The sequence below is a fragment of the Streptomyces sp. NPDC020490 genome, assembly GCF_044335305.1.
Taxonomy (GTDB): Bacteria; Actinomycetota; Actinomycetes; order Streptomycetales; family Streptomycetaceae; genus Streptomyces.
On the sequence record NZ_JBIRUY010000007.1, the window covers coordinates 187,091 to 205,637 of the forward strand.

The 18,547-nt window shown below is 74.2% G+C and carries 18 protein-coding genes; 13 read left to right on the plus strand and 5 right to left on the minus strand.

The annotated features are described in order from the left end of the window. Positions 1 to 62 precede the first annotated feature (62 nt). On the plus strand, positions 63 to 998 hold the full coding sequence (locus ACH4ZX_RS10650) for a LysR family transcriptional regulator (protein ID WP_398270634.1): 936 nt from the start codon (positions 63 to 65) through the stop codon (positions 996 to 998). Positions 999 to 1,450: 452 nt separating this feature from the next. Beyond that, on the plus strand, positions 1,451 to 2,410 hold the full coding sequence (locus ACH4ZX_RS10655) for an aminoglycoside phosphotransferase family protein (RefSeq protein ID WP_398270637.1): 960 nt from the start codon (positions 1,451 to 1,453) through the stop codon (positions 2,408 to 2,410). Here the strand turns inward: ACH4ZX_RS10655 and ACH4ZX_RS10660 are convergent. After that, a complete protein-coding gene (locus ACH4ZX_RS10660; RefSeq protein ID WP_398270640.1) occupies positions 2,379 to 3,065 on the minus strand; it encodes a gamma-glutamyl-gamma-aminobutyrate hydrolase family protein in 687 nt (228 codons plus the stop codon). The genes ACH4ZX_RS10655 and ACH4ZX_RS10660 overlap by 32 nt on opposite strands. Before the next feature lie 193 nt (positions 3,066 to 3,258). Further along, a complete protein-coding gene (locus ACH4ZX_RS10665; RefSeq protein ID WP_398270643.1) occupies positions 3,259 to 3,993 on the minus strand; it encodes a FadR/GntR family transcriptional regulator in 735 nt (244 codons plus the stop codon). A 109-nt stretch (positions 3,994 to 4,102) separates the two neighbouring features. Here ACH4ZX_RS10665 and ACH4ZX_RS10670 point away from each other — a divergent pair, with 109 nt between their 5' ends. The 3 genes from ACH4ZX_RS10670 to ACH4ZX_RS10680 are packed head-to-tail and all read left to right on the plus strand — an operon-like array spanning position 4,103 to position 7,639. Beyond that, positions 4,103 to 5,467, plus strand: a complete 1,365-nt coding sequence (locus tag ACH4ZX_RS10670; RefSeq protein ID WP_398270647.1) for a glutamine synthetase family protein — start codon at positions 4,103 to 4,105, stop codon at positions 5,465 to 5,467. 8 nt (positions 5,468 to 5,475) lie between these two features. Then, a complete protein-coding gene (locus ACH4ZX_RS10675; protein WP_398270650.1) occupies positions 5,476 to 6,840 on the plus strand; it encodes an aldehyde dehydrogenase family protein in 1,365 nt (454 codons plus the stop codon). A 7-nt stretch (positions 6,841 to 6,847) separates the two neighbouring features. After that, positions 6,848 to 7,639 (plus strand): 3-oxoacyl-ACP reductase, encoded by a 792-nt coding sequence (locus ACH4ZX_RS10680; RefSeq protein WP_398270653.1) that lies wholly within the window; start codon positions 6,848 to 6,850, stop codon positions 7,637 to 7,639. 80 nt (positions 7,640 to 7,719) lie between these two features. Here the strand turns inward: ACH4ZX_RS10680 and ACH4ZX_RS10685 are convergent, their stop codons facing one another. Beyond that, positions 7,720 to 8,922 carry an amino acid deaminase/aldolase gene (locus ACH4ZX_RS10685; RefSeq protein ID WP_398270656.1) on the minus strand — a complete coding sequence of 401 codons (1,203 nt, stop codon included), beginning with the start codon at positions 8,920 to 8,922 and terminating at the stop codon, positions 7,720 to 7,722. 268 nt (positions 8,923 to 9,190) lie between these two features. Here ACH4ZX_RS10685 and ACH4ZX_RS10690 point away from each other — a divergent pair, with 268 nt between their 5' ends. Together ACH4ZX_RS10690 and mycP are read left to right on the plus strand one after the other, a co-directional pair. Then, positions 9,191 to 10,999 (plus strand): hypothetical protein, encoded by a 1,809-nt coding sequence (locus tag ACH4ZX_RS10690; RefSeq protein ID WP_398270659.1) that lies wholly within the window; start codon positions 9,191 to 9,193, stop codon positions 10,997 to 10,999. Beyond that, positions 10,996 to 12,168, plus strand: coding sequence for a type VII secretion-associated serine protease mycosin (gene mycP, locus ACH4ZX_RS10695; protein WP_398270662.1), 1,173 nt, complete (start codon positions 10,996 to 10,998; stop codon positions 12,166 to 12,168). Before ACH4ZX_RS10690 ends, mycP begins: the two co-directional genes overlap by 4 nt. A gap of 30 nt (positions 12,169 to 12,198) precedes the next feature. Here the strand turns inward: mycP and ACH4ZX_RS10700 are convergent, their stop codons facing one another. Continuing rightward, on the minus strand, positions 12,199 to 13,182 hold the full coding sequence (locus ACH4ZX_RS10700) for a serine hydrolase (protein WP_398270665.1): 984 nt from the start codon (positions 13,180 to 13,182) through the stop codon (positions 12,199 to 12,201). Between the two features lie 150 nt (positions 13,183 to 13,332). On the opposite strand from ACH4ZX_RS10700, the gene ACH4ZX_RS10705 reads away from it, so the two are divergent. After that, complete coding sequence (locus ACH4ZX_RS10705) at positions 13,333 to 14,061, plus strand: SseB family protein (RefSeq protein WP_398270668.1); 729 nt, start codon at positions 13,333 to 13,335, stop codon at positions 14,059 to 14,061. Positions 14,062 to 14,143: 82 nt separating this feature from the next. Here ACH4ZX_RS10705 and ACH4ZX_RS10710 read toward each other — a convergent pair whose 3' ends face one another. Then, positions 14,144 to 14,500: a DUF1844 domain-containing protein gene (locus ACH4ZX_RS10710; RefSeq protein ID WP_398270671.1), complete on the minus strand. Its 357-nt coding sequence runs from the start codon at positions 14,498 to 14,500 to the stop codon at positions 14,144 to 14,146. Positions 14,501 to 14,867: 367 nt separating this feature from the next. Between ACH4ZX_RS10710 and infC the strand changes: the two genes are divergently transcribed. From infC to ACH4ZX_RS10735, 5 genes are all read left to right on the plus strand, one after another. Next, positions 14,868 to 15,524: a translation initiation factor IF-3 gene (gene infC / locus ACH4ZX_RS10715; protein WP_398270742.1), complete on the plus strand. Its 657-nt coding sequence runs from the start codon at positions 14,868 to 14,870 to the stop codon at positions 15,522 to 15,524. 116 nt (positions 15,525 to 15,640) lie between these two features. Further along, a complete protein-coding gene (rpmI, locus tag ACH4ZX_RS10720) occupies positions 15,641 to 15,835 on the plus strand; it encodes a 50S ribosomal protein L35 (RefSeq protein WP_004933563.1) in 195 nt (64 codons plus the stop codon). Positions 15,836 to 15,930: 95 nt separating this feature from the next. Next, positions 15,931 to 16,314, plus strand: coding sequence for a 50S ribosomal protein L20 (gene rplT, locus ACH4ZX_RS10725; RefSeq protein WP_055492778.1), 384 nt, complete (start codon positions 15,931 to 15,933; stop codon positions 16,312 to 16,314). A gap of 89 nt (positions 16,315 to 16,403) precedes the next feature. Beyond that, on the plus strand, positions 16,404 to 17,252 hold the full coding sequence (locus ACH4ZX_RS10730) for a TrmH family RNA methyltransferase (protein ID WP_398270673.1): 849 nt from the start codon (positions 16,404 to 16,406) through the stop codon (positions 17,250 to 17,252). 43 nt (positions 17,253 to 17,295) lie between these two features. Beyond that, on the plus strand, positions 17,296 to 18,432 hold the full coding sequence (locus ACH4ZX_RS10735) for an ATP-binding protein (RefSeq protein ID WP_398270676.1): 1,137 nt from the start codon (positions 17,296 to 17,298) through the stop codon (positions 18,430 to 18,432). Positions 18,433 to 18,547 lie beyond the last annotated feature (115 nt).

Genomic DNA, 18,547 nt, shown 5'->3' on the forward strand with positions numbered 1-18,547 from the left:
CGTCCCGTGGCCGGACGCCCGCCACCAGGGACCACCTCTCTATCGGGACATAAGCTGGGGTTATGAGCGATATGGCGGAGCCGTCCGGCACCCGTTCCGTGCCGGGCGGGTCACTCGCGCACCGGGTGCCGGACCTGGGGGCGCTGGAACTGCTGCTGGCGGTGGCACGGCTCGGCAGCCTCGGCGGGGCGGCCCGCGAGGTCGGCATCACCCAGCCGGCGGCCAGCAGCCGGATCCGGTCGATGGAGCGCCAGTTGGGCGTGGCCCTCGTCGACCGCTCGCCGCGCGGCTCCCGGCTCACGGACGCCGGGGCGCTGGTGACGGACTGGGCGCGGCGGATCGTCGAGGCGGCCGCGGCCTTCGACGCGGGGGCGCAGGCGCTGCGCGACCGGCGCGACTCGCGCCTGACGGTGGCGGCCAGCATGACGATCGCCGAGTACCTGCTGCCGGGCTGGCTGCTCGCGCTGCGGGCCCAGTGGCCGGACACGGCGGTGTCCCTGCTCGCGGGCAACTCGGCGACGGTCGCCGAGCGGCTGCTGTCCGGCGAGGCGGACCTGGGGTTCGTGGAGGGCGTGAGCGTGCCGTCCGGCCTGGACTCCGTGGTCATCGCCCGCGACCGGCTCATCGTGGTGACGGCGCCCGGCCACCCGTGGGCCCGCCGCCGACGGCCGCTGGAGGCCCCGGAGCTGGCGGCCACCGCCCTGATCATGCGGGAGAAGGGCTCGGGGACGCGGCAGGTGCTGGACGCCGCGCTGGGCGGACCGGCCCGGCCGCTGATCGAGCTGTCGTCCACGACGGCGGTGAAGGCGGCCGTGGTGAGCGGCGCCGGACCGGCGGTCCTCAGCGAACTCGCCGTGGGCGAGGAACTGGCGATGCGGCGACTGGTGCGCGTCCCGGTCCAGGGCGTCGCCCTGGCCCGGGACCTGCGCGCGGTATGGCCGACGGGCCACCGCCCGACGGGCCCGGCGAGAGAACTGCTGTCCCTGACACGTGGCTGAACGGCCGCTCCGGGGCCGACGGCGGGTTCACAGGGACGGCGGCGAGTGCGGGAGTCGGCGGCAGGTGCCGGCGGCCTCGGCAGGTGCGCCAGGAGCGACCCGGCCCACGGGCCCAACCGCTGGCAACGGCTGGGTCCGGCCTGCGGCCTGGCGGCCTGCGGCCTGGCGGCCTGCGGCCTGGCGGCCTTGCGGCCTGGCGGCCTGCGGCCTGCGGCCTGGCGGCCGGTGGGCTGGTGTGGCCACGGCTGGCCGTCGGTGGGCATGGGTGGGCGGGAGCACGGTCCGTCGGTACGACCCGGGCCGTGGGTTCGGCGGTCGGCGTGGGTGGCTGGGTGCCCGGGGTTCGGCGGGTCCTCCTCCGGTGAACGTCGGGCGTCCTGCCCGGGGTTCGTCAGGCGCGGCCGGGGAAAATGCTTGGCGTGTGCGGTGGGCCGGACCGCACCATGAACCGCATGACAGCGACCGCACCGGCCGCCACCGGCGTCCGCACGCCCTGGGAGCACCTGCCCGCCGGGGTGCGGGATGCCGTCGCGGGTGTGCTCGGGGGACCCGTGGTCCGGGCCGTCACCCAGTCCGGCGGATTCTCTCCCGGCGTGGCCGCCCGGGTCCGCACCGCCGGGGGCCGGCGGGCGTTCGTCAAGGCGGTCAGCGCGCGGAGCAACCCCCACAGTCCCGCCCTGCACCGCACCGAGGCCCGCAACGCGGCCGCGCTCCCGCCCGCCGTCCCCGCGCCCCGCCTCCTCGGCACGTACGACGACGGCACCTGGGTCGCCCTCGTCTTCGAGGAGATCCCCGGCCGCCAGCCGCACGTCCCCTGGCGGCAGCCCGAGTTGCGGCGGGTCCTCGACGCGGTGGCGGAACTCGGCCGCACCCTCACCCCGTCGCCCCTCGAAGCACCGCCCGCGGCCCGCCACCTCGCCGACGACTTCGCCGGCTGGCAGCGCCTGTGCGCCTCCGGCGCGCGCCCGGCGCTCGACGCCTGGACCCTGGACCACCTGCCCGGCCTCGCCGCACTGGCCGTCGACTGGACCGAGGCCGCCGTGGGCGACACCCTCGCCCACGCGGACCTGCGGGCCGACAACATCCTGCTGACCGCCGACGACCGCGTCGTCTTCGTCGACTGGCCGCACGCCGTGCGCGCGGCCCCCTGGTTCGACCTGCTGATCATGCTGCCCTGCGTCCGGGCCCAGGGCGGCCCGGACCCGGAGGACGTCTTCACCGAGCATCCGCTCGGCCGGGACGCGGAGCCGGACGCGGTCACCGCGACCCTGGCCGCACTCGCCGGGTACTTCGTCGACAGCTCCCTGCGCCCCGCCCCGCCCGGCCTGCCCACCCTGCGCCCCTTCCAGCGGGCCCAGGGCGAGGCGGCGCTCGGCTGGCTCAGGAAGCGGCTTCGACCAAGGCCCGCATGACGCGCAGGTCCTCGCCCATCTCGGGGTGCCACTGCACGCCCAGCACCCAGCCGTCCGCGGTCGGCAGTTCCAGCGCCTCCACCGTGCCGTCCGCCGCGTACGCCGACGGGACCAGGCCCGCGCCGAGCCGGTCCACGCACTGGTGGTGGTACGACGGCACGGACGCCTCCCCCGGCACGGCGGCGGCGTACAGCGTGCCGGGCACCGGCTTGACCGGGTGGGTGCCGAAGACGCCGACGACCTCCGCGTGGCCGTCGAGATGCTGGACGAGGGTGCCGCCCAGGGCGACGTTCAGCAGCTGCATGCCGCGGCAGATGCCGAGCAGCGGCAGCCGTGCGGCCAACGCGGCCTCGATCAGGGCGAGTTCCCAGGCGTCCCGGGCCCGGGCCGGCGGACCCGTCCGGGGGTCGGGCTCGGCGCCGTAGCGGGCCGGTTCGACGTCCGGGCCGCCCGCGATCACCAGGCCGTCGAGACGGGCGACGGCCGCCGCCGCGTGTTCCGGCGCGTCGGGCGGCAGCATCGTGGCCAGCCCGCCCGCCCGCTGCACCAGCCGCGGATAGCCGACCGGCAGCAGCGCGGCCTCCAGCTCCCACACGCCCCACCGCGCCCCGGTCTCCAGATACGTGCTGACGCCGATCAACGGTCTGCCCGCCATCCACCCGCCCCTTCCGGCAAAAGGATCCGGCAAAGGATCCAATTCATACCTTTGCCGAGGAACGCCGCTCCGGGCAAGAGCCGGACGGCGTTCCGCGCCGCCCGCGCCGCCCGCGCCGCCCGCGCCGCCCGCGCCGCGCGGTGTGGCGCGGTGTCGCGCGGGCTCGTGGGCCAGCGGTCTCGTGGGGCGCGCCTCACGCGAGGAAGCCCCGCAGCAGCGCGGCCGTCCCCGCGCAGTGCTCCCGCATGATCTCCCGGGCCCCGTCCGCGTTCCCGTCGAGCACCGCCTCGACCAGCGCGACGTGCTGCCGCTGGGAGTGCTCCAGGTTGCGCACCAGCAGCGGGATGCAGTCGAGCAGGTCGTTCACCGTCGCCCGTACGGCCGCGTACTGCGCGGTCAGCGTCGGCGAGCCGCACAGTTCGGCCAGCGTGAGGTGCAGCAGCGTGTCCAGGCGGCGGTAGTCGCCTAGCGGCGCGTCGTGCGTGCGGGCCAGCGCCTCGCGCAGCCGCGCCGCCCGCTCGCCGGTCAGCCCGTACGTCGCGCACAGGCCGGCCGCGCCCACCTCCAGCACCTCCCGGAAGCGCAGCACGTCCTCGATGTCGACCTCGGCGATCCGCCGCCGCAGCTCGTCCTCGCCGCCCGCGTCCGTGCGGGGCAGCACGAACGTGCCGCCGTAGCGGCCGCGCCGCGACTCCACCAGCCCCTGGTCCTGGAGCACCTTGAGGACCTCGCGCAGCGTCACCCGGCTGATCCCGAGCCGCTCCGCCAGCTCCCGCTCGGCGGGCAGCCGTCCGCCGGCCGGCACCAGGCCCAGCCGGACGACCTGCAGGATCTGCTCCAGCGCCTCCTCGAAGCCGTTCCCGGCCCGCACCGGCCGCAGCACCGGCGTCAGCCGGTCCGTGAGGTCCGCCTCCGGATCCGGTGACATGCCGCCGCACCCCCTTCCCAAGCAATGGTTCTCGGCAATACCTTATGGCTCCCGGCCCGACCGCAGAACGCGAAGAAGCAGAACGCGAAGAAGCCGAAGGAGCTCTCCCGTGCCAGACCGCACGCCCCCGCTCAGCGTCGAGGAGCTGCACGCCCTCGTCGCGGGCGGAGAGATCGACACTGTCGTCCTGGCCTTCCCCGACATGCAAGGGCGCCTCCAGGGCAAGCGGTTCGCCGCCCGGTTCTTCCTCGACGAGGTCCTCCACCACGGCACCGAGGGCTGCAACTACCTCCTCGCCGTCGACACCGAGATGAACACCGTCGACGGCTACGCCATGTCCTCCTGGGACCGCGGCTACGGCGACTTCGCCATGCACCCCGACCTGTCCACCCTGCGCCGCGTGCCGTGGAACGCCGGCACCGCCATGGTCGTCGCCGACCTCGCCTGGCACGACGGCTCCCCGGTCGTCGCCGCCCCCCGCCAGATCCTGCGCCGCCAGCTCGGCCGCCTCGCCGGGCACGGCCTGACCGCGATGGTCGGCACGGAGCTGGAGTTCATCGTCTTCAAGGACACCTACGAACAGGCGTGGGACGCGGGTTACCGGGGGCTGACCCCGGCCAACCAGTACAACATCGACTACTCGATCCTCGGCACCGGCCGCGTCGAGCCCCTGCTGCGCCGCATCCGCAACGAGATGGCCGGCGCGGGCCTCACGGTCGAGTCCGCCAAGGGCGAGTGCAACCCGGGCCAGCACGAGATCGCCTTCCGCTACGACGACGCCCTGGTCACCTGCGACCAGCACGCCGTCTACAAGACCGGCGCCAAGGAGATCGCCGCCCAGGAGGGCATGTCCCTCACCTTCATGGCCAAGTACAACGAGCGCGAGGGCAACTCCTGCCACATCCACCTCTCGCTCGCCGACGCGGACGGCCGCAACGTCATGCCGGGCGACGGGCCGGACGGCATGTCCGAGGTCATGCGCCACTTCCTCGCCGGGCAGCTGGCCGCACTGCGCGACTTCTCGCTGCTCTACGCCCCCCACATCAACTCCTACAAGCGCTTCCAGCCGGGCTCCTTCGCCCCGACCGCCGTCGCCTGGGGCCACGACAACCGCACCTGCGCCCTGCGCGTCGTCGGCCACGGCCGCTCCCTGCGCTTCGAGAACCGGCTGCCCGGCGGCGACGTCAACCCGTACCTGGCGGTCGCCGGACTGGTGGCGGCCGGCCTGCACGGCGTCGAGCAGCGGCTGGAGCTGCCCGAGCCCTGCCCCGGCAACGCCTACACCGGCGAGTTCGCGCACGTCCCGACCACCCTGCGCGAGGCCGCCGAGCTGTGGGCCCACAGCCCCGTCGCCGAGGCCGCCTTCGGCCCCGAGGTCGTCGCGCACTACGCCAACATGGCCCGCGTCGAACTGGACGCCTTCGACGCCGCGGTCACCGACTGGGAGCTGCGCCGCTCCTTCGAACGCCTGTGAGGCCCCCCGTGTCCCACCCGTACGAACTGGACGTGCTCAACCCGGCGACGGAGGAGGTGATCGCCACCGTCCCGGGCGCCGTGGAGCAGGACGTGGACGCCGCCGTGCGGCGCGCGGAGCGGGCCCAGCGCGCCTGGGCGGCCGTCGCGCCCGCCGACCGGGCCCGGCTGCTGCGCCGCTTCGCCGCCGTCGTCGACGGACACCGCGAGGAACTGGCCCGGCTGGAGGTGCGCGAGGCCGGCCACACCATCGGCAACGCCCGCTGGGAGGCGGGCAACGTCCGCGACCTCCTCGACTACGCGGCCGGCGGCGTGGAGCGGCTCACCGGCCGGCAGATCCCGGTGCCCGGCGGCCTGGACGTGACGATCCTCGAACCGCTCGGCGTCGTCGGCGTGATCGCCCCCTGGAACTTCCCCATGCCGATCGCCGCCTGGGGGACGGCCCCCGCCCTCGCGGCCGGGAACGCCGTCGTCCTCAAACCCGCCGAGACCACCCCGCTCACCGCCCTCCGGCTCGCCGAACTCGCCCTGGAGGCAGGGCTGCCGGAACACCTCTTCCAGGTCCTGCCCGGGCGCGGCGACATCGCGGGCGAGGTCCTCGTACGCCACCCCGGCGTCGCCAAGATCGTCTTCACCGGTTCCACGCGGGTCGGCAAGCACGTGATGGCGCTGTGCGCCGACCAGGTCAAGCAGGTCACCCTCGAACTCGGCGGCAAGAGCCCCAACATCGTCTTCGCCGACGCCGACCTGCGCGCCGCCGTCGACCCCTTCTCCTTCCTCGACAACTCCGGCCAGGACTGCTGCGCACGCACCCGCATCCTGGTGCAGGAGTCCGTGTACGACGAGGTGGCGGAACTGCTCGCCGAGGCGCTGGCCGCCGTCGTGGTGGGCGACCCGGCCGACGAGAAGACCCAGATGGGTCCCCTGATCTCCGCTCAGCAGCTGGAGCGGGTCAGGCGGTTCGTGCCCGAGGACGCGCCCGCGCTGCGCGGCGCCGCGCCGGACGGGCCCGGCTTCTGGTTCCCGCCGACCGTCCTCACCGGACAGGCGCCGGACTCCGCCGCGGCCCGCGAGGAGATCTTCGGACCGGTCGCCGTCCTGCTGCCCTTCACCGACGAGGAGGACGCGATCCGCCTCGCCAACGACACCCCCTACGGCCTCTCCGGCTCGATCTGGACCCGGGACGTCGGCCGCGCGCTGCGCGTCTCCGGCGCGGTCCGGGCCGGCAACCTGTCCGTCAACTCCCACTCCAGCGTCCGCTACTGGACCCCCTTCGGCGGCTACCAGCAGTCCGGCGTCGGCCGCGAGCTGGGCCCGGACGCGCTGACCGCCTTCACCGAAACCAAGAACGTCTTCATCAGCACGGAGGCCTGAGCCGCTCATGACCGACAACACCGAGGGAACCATCTGCCGTCGCCTGGCCGGCCGCACCGCCGTCGTCACCGGCGCCGGCAGCGGCATCGGCCTCGCCACCGCGCGCCGGCTCGCCTCCGAGGGCGCCCACGTCGTCTGCGGCGACGTCGACGAGGTCCGCGGCAAGGCGGCCGCCGACGAGGTCGGCGGGCTGTTCGTGAAGGTCGACGTCACCGACCCGGAGCAGGTCGAGGCGCTGTTCAAGGCGGCCTACGACACCTACGGCAGCGTCGACGTCGCCTTCAACAACGCCGGCATCTCCCCGCCCGACGACGACTCCATCCTGGAGACCGGCCTGGAGGCCTGGAAGCGCGTCCAGGAGGTCAACCTCACCTCCGTCTACCTGTGCTGCAAGGCCGCCATCCCCTACATGCGCCGCCAGGGCAAGGGCTCCATCATCAACACCGCGTCCTTCGTGGCGCGGATGGGCGCGGCCACCAGCCAGATCTCCTACACCGCCTCCAAGGGCGGCGTGCTCGCCATGTCCCGTGAACTGGGCGTGCAGTTCGCCCGGGAGGGCATCCGCGTCAACGCCCTGTGCCCGGGCCCGGTCAACACCCCGCTGCTGCAGGAACTGTTCGCCAAGGACCCCGAGCGGGCCGCGCGCCGCCTCGTCCACATCCCGGTCGGCCGCTTCGCCGAGGCCGAGGAGATCGCCGCCGCCGCCGCCTTCCTCGCCAGCGACGACTCCTCCTTCGTCAACGCCACCGACTTCCTGGTGGACGGCGGCATCTCGGGCGCGTACGTCACGCCCCTGTAGGCACGGACCGGTCGTCCGGCCGGGGCGGCGTCCGCGTCGGCCCGGCCGGACGACCGGAGGGGCAGGCGGTCACGGGGCGGCTACAGGAACGTGTGGCCTTCCCCGCGGTACGTCGGCACGGTCGCCGTCACCGTGTCGCCCTCGACGAGGTGCAGCGCGTCGAACCGCTCGCACAGCTCACCGGCCTTGGCGTGCCGGAACCACACCTTGTCGCCGATCAGCAGGTCGTCGGCCGGGGACCCCAGCAGCGGCGTCTGCACCTCGCCGGGCCCCTCCTGGGGGTCGTAGCGCAGCCCCTCGGGCAGGTACGGCACCGGGAGCCGGTCGCGCCCCGGCGCGCCGGAGGCCGGATACCCGCCGCCGAGCACCGTCACCACACCCACGCCCGGGCGCCGCACCACCGGCTGGGCGAAGAGCGCGGCCGGACGCCCGCTGAACGACGTGTAGTTGTCGAACAGGCGCGGCACGTACAGCCCCGACCCGGCCGCGATCTCGGTGACCGCGTCCTCGGCCGCCGTGTGCTGCACGCTGCCGGTGCCGCCGCCGTTGACGAACTCCAGGTCCGGCACCACGGCCCGCACCGCGCGCACCACCTCCGCACGCCGCTCGGCGAGCTCCCTGCGCGCGGCCGCCTGCATCAGCCGGACGGCGCCGGCGCGCAGCGGCCGCCCGGCCACCGCGTCACCGACACCGGCGATGTGCCCCTCGTACGCCATGATCCCCACGACCCGGAACCCGGGCCGCCGGGCCACCGCGCGGGCCAGGTCGGCCACCTGGGCGGGGGAGTGCAGCGGCGAGCGGAGCGCCCCGATGCGCACCCGGCCCCCGAGCAGCTTGAAGGCGGTGTCCAGCTCCAGGCACACGCGCACGACCTCACGGCCGCCGTCGCGCGCCTCGTCGATCAGCCTGAGCTGCGCCGGGTCGTCGATCATCACGGTCACGGCGGCGGCGAGCTTCGGGTCGGAGGCCAGCTCGGCGAAGCCGGCGCGGTCGGCGGACGGGTAGGCGAGCAGGACGTCGTCGAAGCCGGAGCGCGCGAGCCACAGGGACTCGGCGAGGGTGAAGGACATGATGCCCGCGAAGCCGTCCTTGGCGAGGACCCGCTCCAGCAGGGTCCGGCAGCGTACGGACTTGCTGGCGACGCGGACCGGTTTGCCGCCCGCCCGGCGCAGCAGGTCGTCGGCGTTGGCGTCGAAGGCGTCCAGGTCCACGATCGCGAGAGGGGCCTCGAGGTGGGCGGTGGCCCGGTCGTAACGGGCCCGGTCGGCGGCGCGCGCAGTCATGAACGAAGCCTGCCAGACAGGATTACCGCAGGGTAGGGGGATGTTTGGGGCAGATGCCCCGGGGGCCGCGAAGTGGTTCCCGTTCCGACAGGGCCAAGCCGTAGAGTGACGCGCACGCACGGCAGAACGCGCCGGCCGCGGGCCGCGCCCGGATGCCGGTCCGTCCGTGCGGGTATGCGTGTTCGGGACGGACCGGCCCGCGCGTTGAGCGCAAGCACGACGGCGCGCGTACGAGAAGACGGCCAGGGTTCGCGGAAACGGGGGGTGCATGAGTACGGAAGCGCGGCACACTCCCGTCCCCCCGCGACCGACTGCCGTCCCTCCGCGGCCCGCCTCTCCGCCCCGCCCGGCCCAGCCGCCCGCGACGGGCCGGCCCCGGCCCGAGGAACCGGACGATCCCGTCGCGGACAGGGCGCGGACGCGGCCGGACACGACGGGGGAGGCCACGGGAGCGGCCCGCGGCGTCTGGTCGCCGTGGCGCGGCACCCAGGAGTTCGAGGCGCGCGACGGCTTCGACGCCTACGACGACTTCGACGCCTTCGGCCGGCGCTCGCAGAGCGGCGGCTCCCGTGCCGCCGCCGGGACCGCGACCGGGAGGACCGACGCGGACACGGACGCGGACGCGGGCGCCGAGGTTCCACCCGCCCGGCGCGGCGGCACCGGCCCGGGGGCGGCTGCCTCCGGCTCCGGCTCCGCCTCCGCGTCCGTGAGCACCCCGCCCCGCTTCCCCGGCCTGCGTGCCCGGCCCGCCGGGGAGAACGCCGCGAAGAGCCCGCCCCCGCCGCCGGCCTCCGCCCGCTTCCCGGACACCGCCCCCTCGGCCGGCCGCGAGGCCCCGTCCCGCGCCGAGGACACCGTCGTACCGCCGCGCCCGCCCCGCAGCCCCGCCCCGCCGTCCCGTGCCGAGGGCACCGTCGTACCGCCGCGCCCGCCCCGCAGCCCCGCCCCGCCGTCCCGTGCCGAGGGCACTGCTGTGCCGTCGCGTCCGAGTCGCGGTTCTGCTTCGTCGCCTCGTGTCGAGGACGAGGTCGTGCCGCCGCGTCCGGCCGGCCGCCCCGCTCCGTCGTCCCGTGTCGAGGGCGCCGTCGTACCGCCGCCGCCCCGCCGGCCGGCTTCGTCGTCCCGTGTCGCGGACACGCGGGCCGGGGTGGCACGGGAGGCTCCTGCGGTGGGCGTGGCCGGACGGGGGGACGACGTCCGGCCGGCTCCCGATCCGGCCCTGTCCTGGAGCGCGCCCGTGGCCGGCGCCGGGGGCACCGTCGTGTCGTTCGCGGTGCCCGAGGGGTACGACGCGCAAGGGCGGCCCCGGCCCCTGGCCGGCCACGTCCGCTCGCGGACCGTCGCCGTCGCCGCCTGCGTCGTACTCGGGCTCGGGCTCATCGGCGGTGCGCTGACCGGCAGTTGGCTGGTCGGTGACCCGGGGGACAGCGGCGCGCGGGACACCTTCGCCGCGGCCGGCGGCCTGTGGCACAGCATCTCCGTCGACCGGCTCTTCCCGCCCGTGGTGGCGGGCCGCGGCGCCGGTCCCGGCGGCGCCGACCGCAGCTGGACGCGGATCGCGGTCGCCCCGGACAGCGGGTGCGCGCAGGCCTTCGACCCGTTGCTGAAGAAGGCGCTCGCGCCCGTGGGCTGCCGGCGCCTGCTGCGGGCCACCTACACCGACGCCACGCAGAGCCACGTCACCACCGTCGGCCTGCTGTTCACCAAGGCCGACGCCGCCGGCATGGCCTCCCTCGCCGCCCGCTTCCAGAACGAGGGCCTGGACCGCCGCACCGACCTGATGCCCCGCCCGTACACCGCTCCGGACACCGCCGCCGCCCGCTTCGGCCTCCGGCAGCGCGCCTCGTGGACCGTGTCCGTCCTCACCGACGCGCCCGTCGTCGTCTACGCCGTCTCCGGCTGGGCCGACGGCCGCACCGTCGACAGCCCGCTGCCCGCCGGGGAGGCCATGCAGTCCGGCAACACCGCGGCCGTCGCCCAGTCGGGCCTCGGCCACGAGGCGCGGGGCCTCGCCGACCGGATCGAGCGGGCCCTGCGCAAGGACGTCAGGGGCTCGGCCACGGAGACGCCGTCATGAGGCGCCGCGGCCGTGTCGGGGCCCTGAGCGTCCTCCTCGCCGCATCCGTCGCGCTGGTCCCGCCCACCGCGGCGCACGCCGACGGCATCCGCGCCCAGCAGTGGGCCCTGGAAGCCATGCACACCCAGGAGGCCTGGCGCACCACCAAGGGCAAGGGCGTCACCGTCGCCGTCCTGGACACCGGTGTCGAGGCCGACCACCCCGACCTGGCCGGCAACGTCCTGCCCACCAAGGACATGATCGGCTTCGGCGCCCGCAAGGGCGACCGGGCGTGGGCCCGGCACGGCACCGCGATGGCCGGGATCATCGCCGGGCACGGACACGGCCCCGGCGACGCCGAAGGCGTCATGGGCATCGCGCCCGAGGCCAGGATCCTGCCCGTCCGCGTGATCCTCGAGGACGGCGACTCGGCCCGCGGCAAGGCCCGCAGCACCCGCGGCAACGCCCTCGCCGAAGGCATCCGCTGGGCCGCCGACCACGGCGCCGACGTCATCAACCTCTCCCTCGGCGACGACTCCGCCTCCGCCCATCCCGAACCCGCCGAGGACGAGGCCGTCCAGTACGCCCTGAAGAAGGGCGTCGCCGTCGTCGCCTCGGCCGGCAACGGCGGCGAGAAGGGCGACCACGTCTCCTACCCGGCCGCCTACCCGGGCGTCATCGCCGCGACCGCCGTCGACCGCTACGGAACCCGCGCCTCCTTCTCCACCCGCCGCTGGTACGCCACCGTCAGCGCGCCCGGCGTCGACATCGTCATCGCCGACCCCGATCACCGGTACTACGAGGGCTGGGGGACGAGCGCGGCGTCGGCGTTCGTCTCGGGCGCGGTGGCCCTCGTCAAGGCCGCGCACCCGGGACTGGCCCCCGCGCAGATCAAGCAGCTCCTGGAGGACACCGCCCGGGACGCCCCGGCCGGCCGCCACGACGACTCCCGCGGCTTCGGCTTCATCGACCCGGCCGCGGCCATCGAGGCGGCCGGACGCCTGAAGCCGGAGGGCCTGCGGGCGGCGTCGTACGGCGAGAAGTACTTCGGCCCCGGGCCCGACGCCGCCAAGTCCGACGGCGGCACCAGCGACTGGGCCGCCCCGCTCGCGGGCGGTCTCGGCGGCGTCCTGCTGGTCGTCGCGGTCGTGCTGTGGCGCGGTCGGCGCGAGGAGCACGCCGACCGCTGACCCGCGCCGGACACACCCGGCCCGGGGGCGCTAACCCAAGGCGGACACGGCCGGGACGTCGTCGTCGGCGAACACCGACACGGCGGCCCGTGCCGCCGCCTCGACCAGCGAAATGCCCTTCGCCTTCGTCGAGTTGCCGTCCGACAGCGCGGCCACCAGGTACGCGTGGCCGTCCACCGTCACCCTGCCGATGCTGTTGATGACCCACAGGCCGGTGGTGCTGCGGGGCAGCCAGCCGTTCTTCAGCGCCCACCGCCCCTCGTCGGCCGCCGCCGACACACCCCAGTGCTGGTCGGCGGCGATCCGCCCCATCAGCTCGCGCAGGTACGCCCGTGAGGCCTCGCTCAGCTCCGAGTCGTCCCCGAAGACCTGCTCCAGCAGCGTCAGCTGGTCGGCGGCGGTGGTCCGGGTCAGCCCCCACAGCGCGCCGTCGCCGCCCTCGGTGCCGGTCAGCCCGAACCGCTCGTTCGCGGCGTCGAGCCCGCCGGCCTCGCCGATGGCCTCCCACAGGGCGGACGCCGAGGCGTTGTCGCTGTTCTCGATCATGGCGGTGGCGTACGACTTCTCCGCCGCCGTCAGCTGCCGCCCCGCGTCCTGCGCCTGGAGCAGCAGCGTCGCGAGGATGTCGACCTTCACGATGCTGGCGGTGTCGAAGGTGCCGTCGTCGTAGGAGGCGCTCTCGCCCGACCCCAGGTCCAGCACCGCCACCGACACCCGGGCCCCGTCCTCGGCGTCGACCGACTTCATCGCGGCCGAGAGCAGGGCGCCGTGATCCACCGCGGGCTGCGCCACCGTAGCCACCGACCCCTTCCCGCCGGCCGTGGCCGAGCCGGAGGCCGACGGCGGCGACGACGACGATGCGACGCCGGAGCCGGAGTGCGCCTGAGCTCTGACGTACACGGTCCCGGCCGCCGTACCGCCCACGATGGTGACCGCGGCGAGGGCGGTGTACAGAAAGGGGCGCGCCCGGGACGGACGAGCACGGCGGCGACGGCGGGCTCTGGAGGACTCCATGCCCGCGATGCTGGGCGCGGCGGCTGTGCGGGCCGTTAGCCGGACGTTAGATGTGTGTCAGGGAAACCTGAGAAACCCGTGAAAGCCGTGAACGGCCGGTTTCGGGGGCCGCACGAGCCCGGCACCATCCCCCCGATAGGGTCGGTGACCGTGGCGAACAAGAACATTCCCGACTCCCTCTTCTCCGACGACGACGGCTCCGCCGACCCCCGGCTGAGCGCGGCGCTCGCCGCCTGGGCCGGGGACCGCACCGCCGTGGGCCCCGTCCTCCAGGCGCTCAAGGGCGCCCGGCTGCTCGTCCCCGTGGTCGCCGTGCTCGGCGAGGTGGAGGAGGACGAGAACGGGCTGCGCCGCGAGAAGACGAGCGAGATGGCCGTGCCGACGCTGAAGGCGGGCTCCCGCACCGCCCTGCCCGCGTTCACCTCCACCGACGCGCTGGCCCGCTGGGACCCGGCGGCGCGCCCCGTCGCCGTACCGCTGCACCAGGCGCTGCAGGCCGCGGCGCACGAGAAGGCGGACACGATCGTGCTGGACATGTCCGGTCCGGTGCCGTTCGAGCTGACCGGGCAGGCGCTGCTCGCGCTCGCCGAGGGACGCACGACCGACGATCCGCTCGCCGACCCCGCCGTGCGCGAGGCGGTGCGCGCCGCGGTCGCCGCCGAACCCGGCGTCGTCCGCGCCCATCTCGGCCCCGGGCAGGCCGACGGCACCCTCGCCCTGGTGCTGGACCCGGCCGCCGCGCCCGCCGGGACCGCCCGCGCCGTCGCCGAGCGCCTGGCCGCCGACGAGACGCTGCGGGCCCGCCTGGTGCGCGGCCTCGACCTGGCACTGCTGCCGGCCGGGGCCACACCGCCGGGCGAGCCGCTGTACGTACGCTGACCGACGGACGCCGACCGAAGATCCAGCCGTGGACCGGGAGGTCCAGCCGTGGACCGGGAGGTCCAGCCGCGGGCCGGGAGATCTAGCCGTAGACCGGGCCGGTGTACTTCTCGCCAGGACCCTGGCCCGGCTCGTCCTTGACCAGGGACGCCTCGCGGAAGGCCAGCTGCAGCGACTTCAGGCCGTCGCGCAGGGGCGCCGCGTGGAAGGAGCTGATCTCGGTCGCGCTGGCGTCCAGCAGACCGGCCAGCGCGGTCACCAGCTTGCGGGCCTCGTCCAGGTCCTTGTACTTGTCCCCCTCCTCGGTGAGGCCGAGCTTCACCGCGGCGGCGCTCATCAGGTTGACGGCGACCGTCACGATCACCTCGACGGCGGGGACCTCGGCGATGTCGCGCGTCATGGCGTCGAAGTCGGGATTCTCAGGAGGGGTCTCACTCATGGGCCACACCCTAGGCGGTCCGGCGGGCGGTCCTTGAATTAGCCCTTGTCAAGTGATCCTGCTAGTCTGGAGGGCGACCGGCCGGACACGTGTGTGCGGCCCACAAGTGGAGGCTCCGATCTCCCACCTGACCGCCCCCGGGGCGGCGGGTCACCCCGGTCAGGCGGCCACCATCGTTCCGTACGGACGATGGAGTCGCCCGAAAGTGCGCCCCGCGATCACCGCGGCGGTGTTCCGGTAGTGCTCGGAGCCCCGTCTGTGATCGTCCGGGGCATTTTTTCTGCTTCGGCGCGGTTAGGTCTAACGAATACAGACGTATGCGCGGCTGTCCGCCAGACCGCCGCGTTGGTGCTACCGAGGAGGATCCATCAGCGCCGAGCCCCGCATCAACGACCGGATTCGCGTTCCCGAGGTGCGACTTGTCGGTCCCAGTGGCGAGCAGGTCGGCATCGTGCCGCTCGCGAAGGCACTGGAGCTTGCCCAGGAGTACGACCTCGACCTGGTCGAGGTCGCGGCGAACGCCCGTCCGCCCGTGTGCAAGCTCATGGACTACGGGAAGTTCAAGTACGAGTCGGCCATGAAGGCCCGTGAGGCGCGCAAGAACCAGGCGCACACGGTCATCAAGGAGATGAAGCTCCGGCCGAAGATCGACCCGCACGACTATGACACCAAGAAGGGTCACGTCGTCCGGTTCCTCAAGCAGGGCGACAAGGTCAAGATCACGATCATGTTCCGTGGTCGCGAGCAGTCCCGGCCCGAACTGGGCTACCGGCTGCTGCAGCGTCTCGCGGAGGACGTCCAGGACCTCGGTTTCGTGGAGTCGAACCCGAAGCAGGACGGCCGGAACATGATCATGGTTCTCGGTCCGCACAAGAAGAAGACCGAGGCGATGGCCGAGGCCCGCCAGGCGCAGGAAGCCCGCAAGGCAGAAGCGAAGGCCAACCCCGGCAAGTCGCAGAACGCCGCGGACACCGCCAACGCCGTGGGCGCCGAGGCACCTGCCGAGGCTTCCGCCGAGGCGTGATCCCGGGGGACGACAGTCCCCGAGGACGTAACCGATACAAGAGCGACGCTCCAACCGTGGTGCCCGGTTTTCGTGACCGGGCACCGGAGCGCCACCGACGAGGAGAGAACGGCGCTATGCCGAAGAACAAGTCGCACAGCGGTGCCAGCAAGCGCTTCAAGGTCACCGGCTCCGGCAAGGTGCTCCGTGAGCGCGCCGGCAAGCGCCACCTGCTCGAGCACAAGTCGTCCCGCGTGACGCGTCGCCTCACCGGCAACGCCGAGATGGCCCCGGGCGACGCCGCGAAGATCAAGAAGCTTCTCGGCAAGTGACGCCGGGCGCGCATCCGCGCCCGACCTCTGACCGGGACCCCATCGATTCCGGGCCGTGTGACGACAACCACGGCCCCGCTACAAGGAGTTAACAAGTGGCACGCGTCAAGCGGGCAGTCAACGCCCACAAGAAGCGCCGGGCGATCCTCGAGCAGGCCTCCGGCTACCGCGGTCAGCGTTCGCGCCTGTACCGCAAGGCCAAGGAGCAGGTCACCCACTCGCTGGTCTACAACTACAACGACCGCAAGAAGCGCAAGGGCGACTTCCGTCAGCTGTGGATCCAGCGCATCAACGCCGCTGCCCGCGCCAACGGCATCACCTACAACCGCTTCATCCAGGGCCTGAAGGCCGCCAACGTCGAGGTCGACCGCAAGATCCTCGCCGAGCTGGCCGTCAACGACGCCGGCGCGTTCGCCGCGCTCGTCGAGGTCGCGCAGAAGGCCCTGCCCGCGGACGTGAACGCGCCCAAGGCGGCCTGACGCCGGATCGGCGCCGTTGTACCGGACGGACCCGCAGGCCCTCGGGGCCTGCGGGTCCGCTGGTCTTCCCGACTGCAGAGGTGAACCGCATGCCCCCCGTCACGCCCGAGCTGATCTCCCCGCGCTCCGCCCGCGTCCTGGCCGCCCGGCGGCTGGCCAGGCGGAACTTCCGGGGCAAGGAGCGGCTGTTCCTCGCGGAGGGGCCCCAGGCCGTGCGGGAGGCCGCCGCGCACGGCGACAGCCTCACCGAGCTGTTCGCCACCGTCGAGGCCGCGGAGCGGTACGCCGACATCGTGGGGGAGGCGCGGGACGCGGGAGCCCGGATCCACCTCGCCGACGAGCAGGTGATCGCCGACATCTCCACCACCGTCACCCCGCAGGGCCTGGTCGGCGTCTGCCGGTTCGTCGACACCCCCTTCGAGGACGTCCTCGCCGCCCGCCCCCGCCTCGTCGCCGTGCTCGCGCACGTACGCGACCCCGGCAACGCCGGCACCGTCCTGCGCTGCGCCGACGCCGCCGGCGCCGACGCCGTCGTCCTGACCGACGCCTCCGTCGACCTCTACAACCCCAAGGCCGTCCGCGCCTCCGTCGGCTCCCTCTTCCACCTCCCCGTCGCCGTCGGCGTACCCGTCGAGCGCGCGGTCGACGGGCTCAGGAGCGCCGGCGTGCGCGTCCTCGCCGCCGACGGCGCCGGCGTCCACGACCTGGACGAGGAACTCGACAAGGGCGCCATGGGCGGACCGACCGCCTGGGTGTTCGGCAACGAGGCATGGGGGCTGCCGGAGGAGACCCGCGCCCTCGCGGACGCCGTGGTGCGCGTGCCGATCCACGGGAAGGCCGAGAGCCTGAACCTGGCCACCGCCGCCGCCGTATGTCTCTACACGTCAGCCCGTGCACAGCGCGCCTGCGGAGGGTGCCGCTCCGTCACCGAGAGCTAGTAGGGTGACCAACTCGGGTGCCTGAGAGGTGGGGTACGGGGATATGAGCGTCGGCACGAGCAGGACGCGGAAAGCACACGACGTGCGCCGCCCGCCCGCGCCCCGGCACGGCGACCTCGCCGAGCTCGGCATCGACCCCGACGACCTGCCCGACGGCCTGGTCGTCGCCGACGAGCAGGGCCGCGTGATCTGCTTCAACGCCGCCGCCGAACGCATCACCGCCCGCTCCGCCCGTGAAGCCCTCGGACAGCGGCTGGAGAAGGCCCTGCCGTTAGAGGACCTCGAGGGCCGCCGCTGGTGGCAGCTGACCGACCCCTACGGCGGCCTCGCCATCCGGGTACGGCAGCCCGAGCGCAACCTGCTGCTCCCCGGCGGCCGCGAGGTCCTCGTCTCCGCGCGCTACATCCGCGCCGAACCCACCGGCCCCGTCCGCCGCGTCGTCGTCTCCCTGCGCGACACCGAGGCCCGCCGCCGCACCGAGCGCAGCCACGCCGAACTGATAGCGACCGTCGCCCACGAGCTGCGCTCGCCCCTCACCTCCGTCAAGGGCTTCACCGCCACCCTGCTGGCCAAGTGGGCCCGCTTCACCGACGACCAGAAGCGGCTGATGCTGGAGACCGTCGACGCCGACGCCGACCGGGTCACCCGGCTCATAGCCGAACTGCTGGACATCTCCCGGATCGACTCCGGACGGCTGGAGGTGCGCCGCCAGCCCGTCGACATCGGCGCCGCCGTCGGCCGGCACATCCAGGCGTACGTCGCCGCCGGACAGCCCGCCGACCGGTTCCTGCTGCGCATCGAGCAGCCGCTGCCCGCGCTGTGGGCCGACCCGGACAAGATCGACCAGGTGCTGTCCAACCTGCTGGAAAATGCCGTGCGCCACGGCGAGGGAACCGTCAGCATCGACATCACGCCCACGGCGTCCCCGCGTGAAGGGGAGGACGCCGGCACGTCGGTCACGGTGAGCGACGAGGGCACCGGCATCCCGGAGGAGTCCATGGACCGCGTCTTCACCCGCTTCTGGCGGGGCAGCAAGCGCGGTGGCACCGGCCTCGGGCTCTACATCGTCAAGGGCATCGTCGAGGCCCACGGCGGCACCATCACGGTCGGCCGCGCCCACGGCGGCGGCGCCGAGTTCCGATTTACGTTGCCCGTGGCGGCGCCGGCGTATCTCGCCTAGCGGCCCACGGGCGCCTTCGCACACGTCCACCCCGTTAGACTCGGCCTTTGGCACCTTGGTGTCCCATGGACGGCCCTCAGAGTCGGTGACGGGGACCTTCAGCCAGCCAATCGGA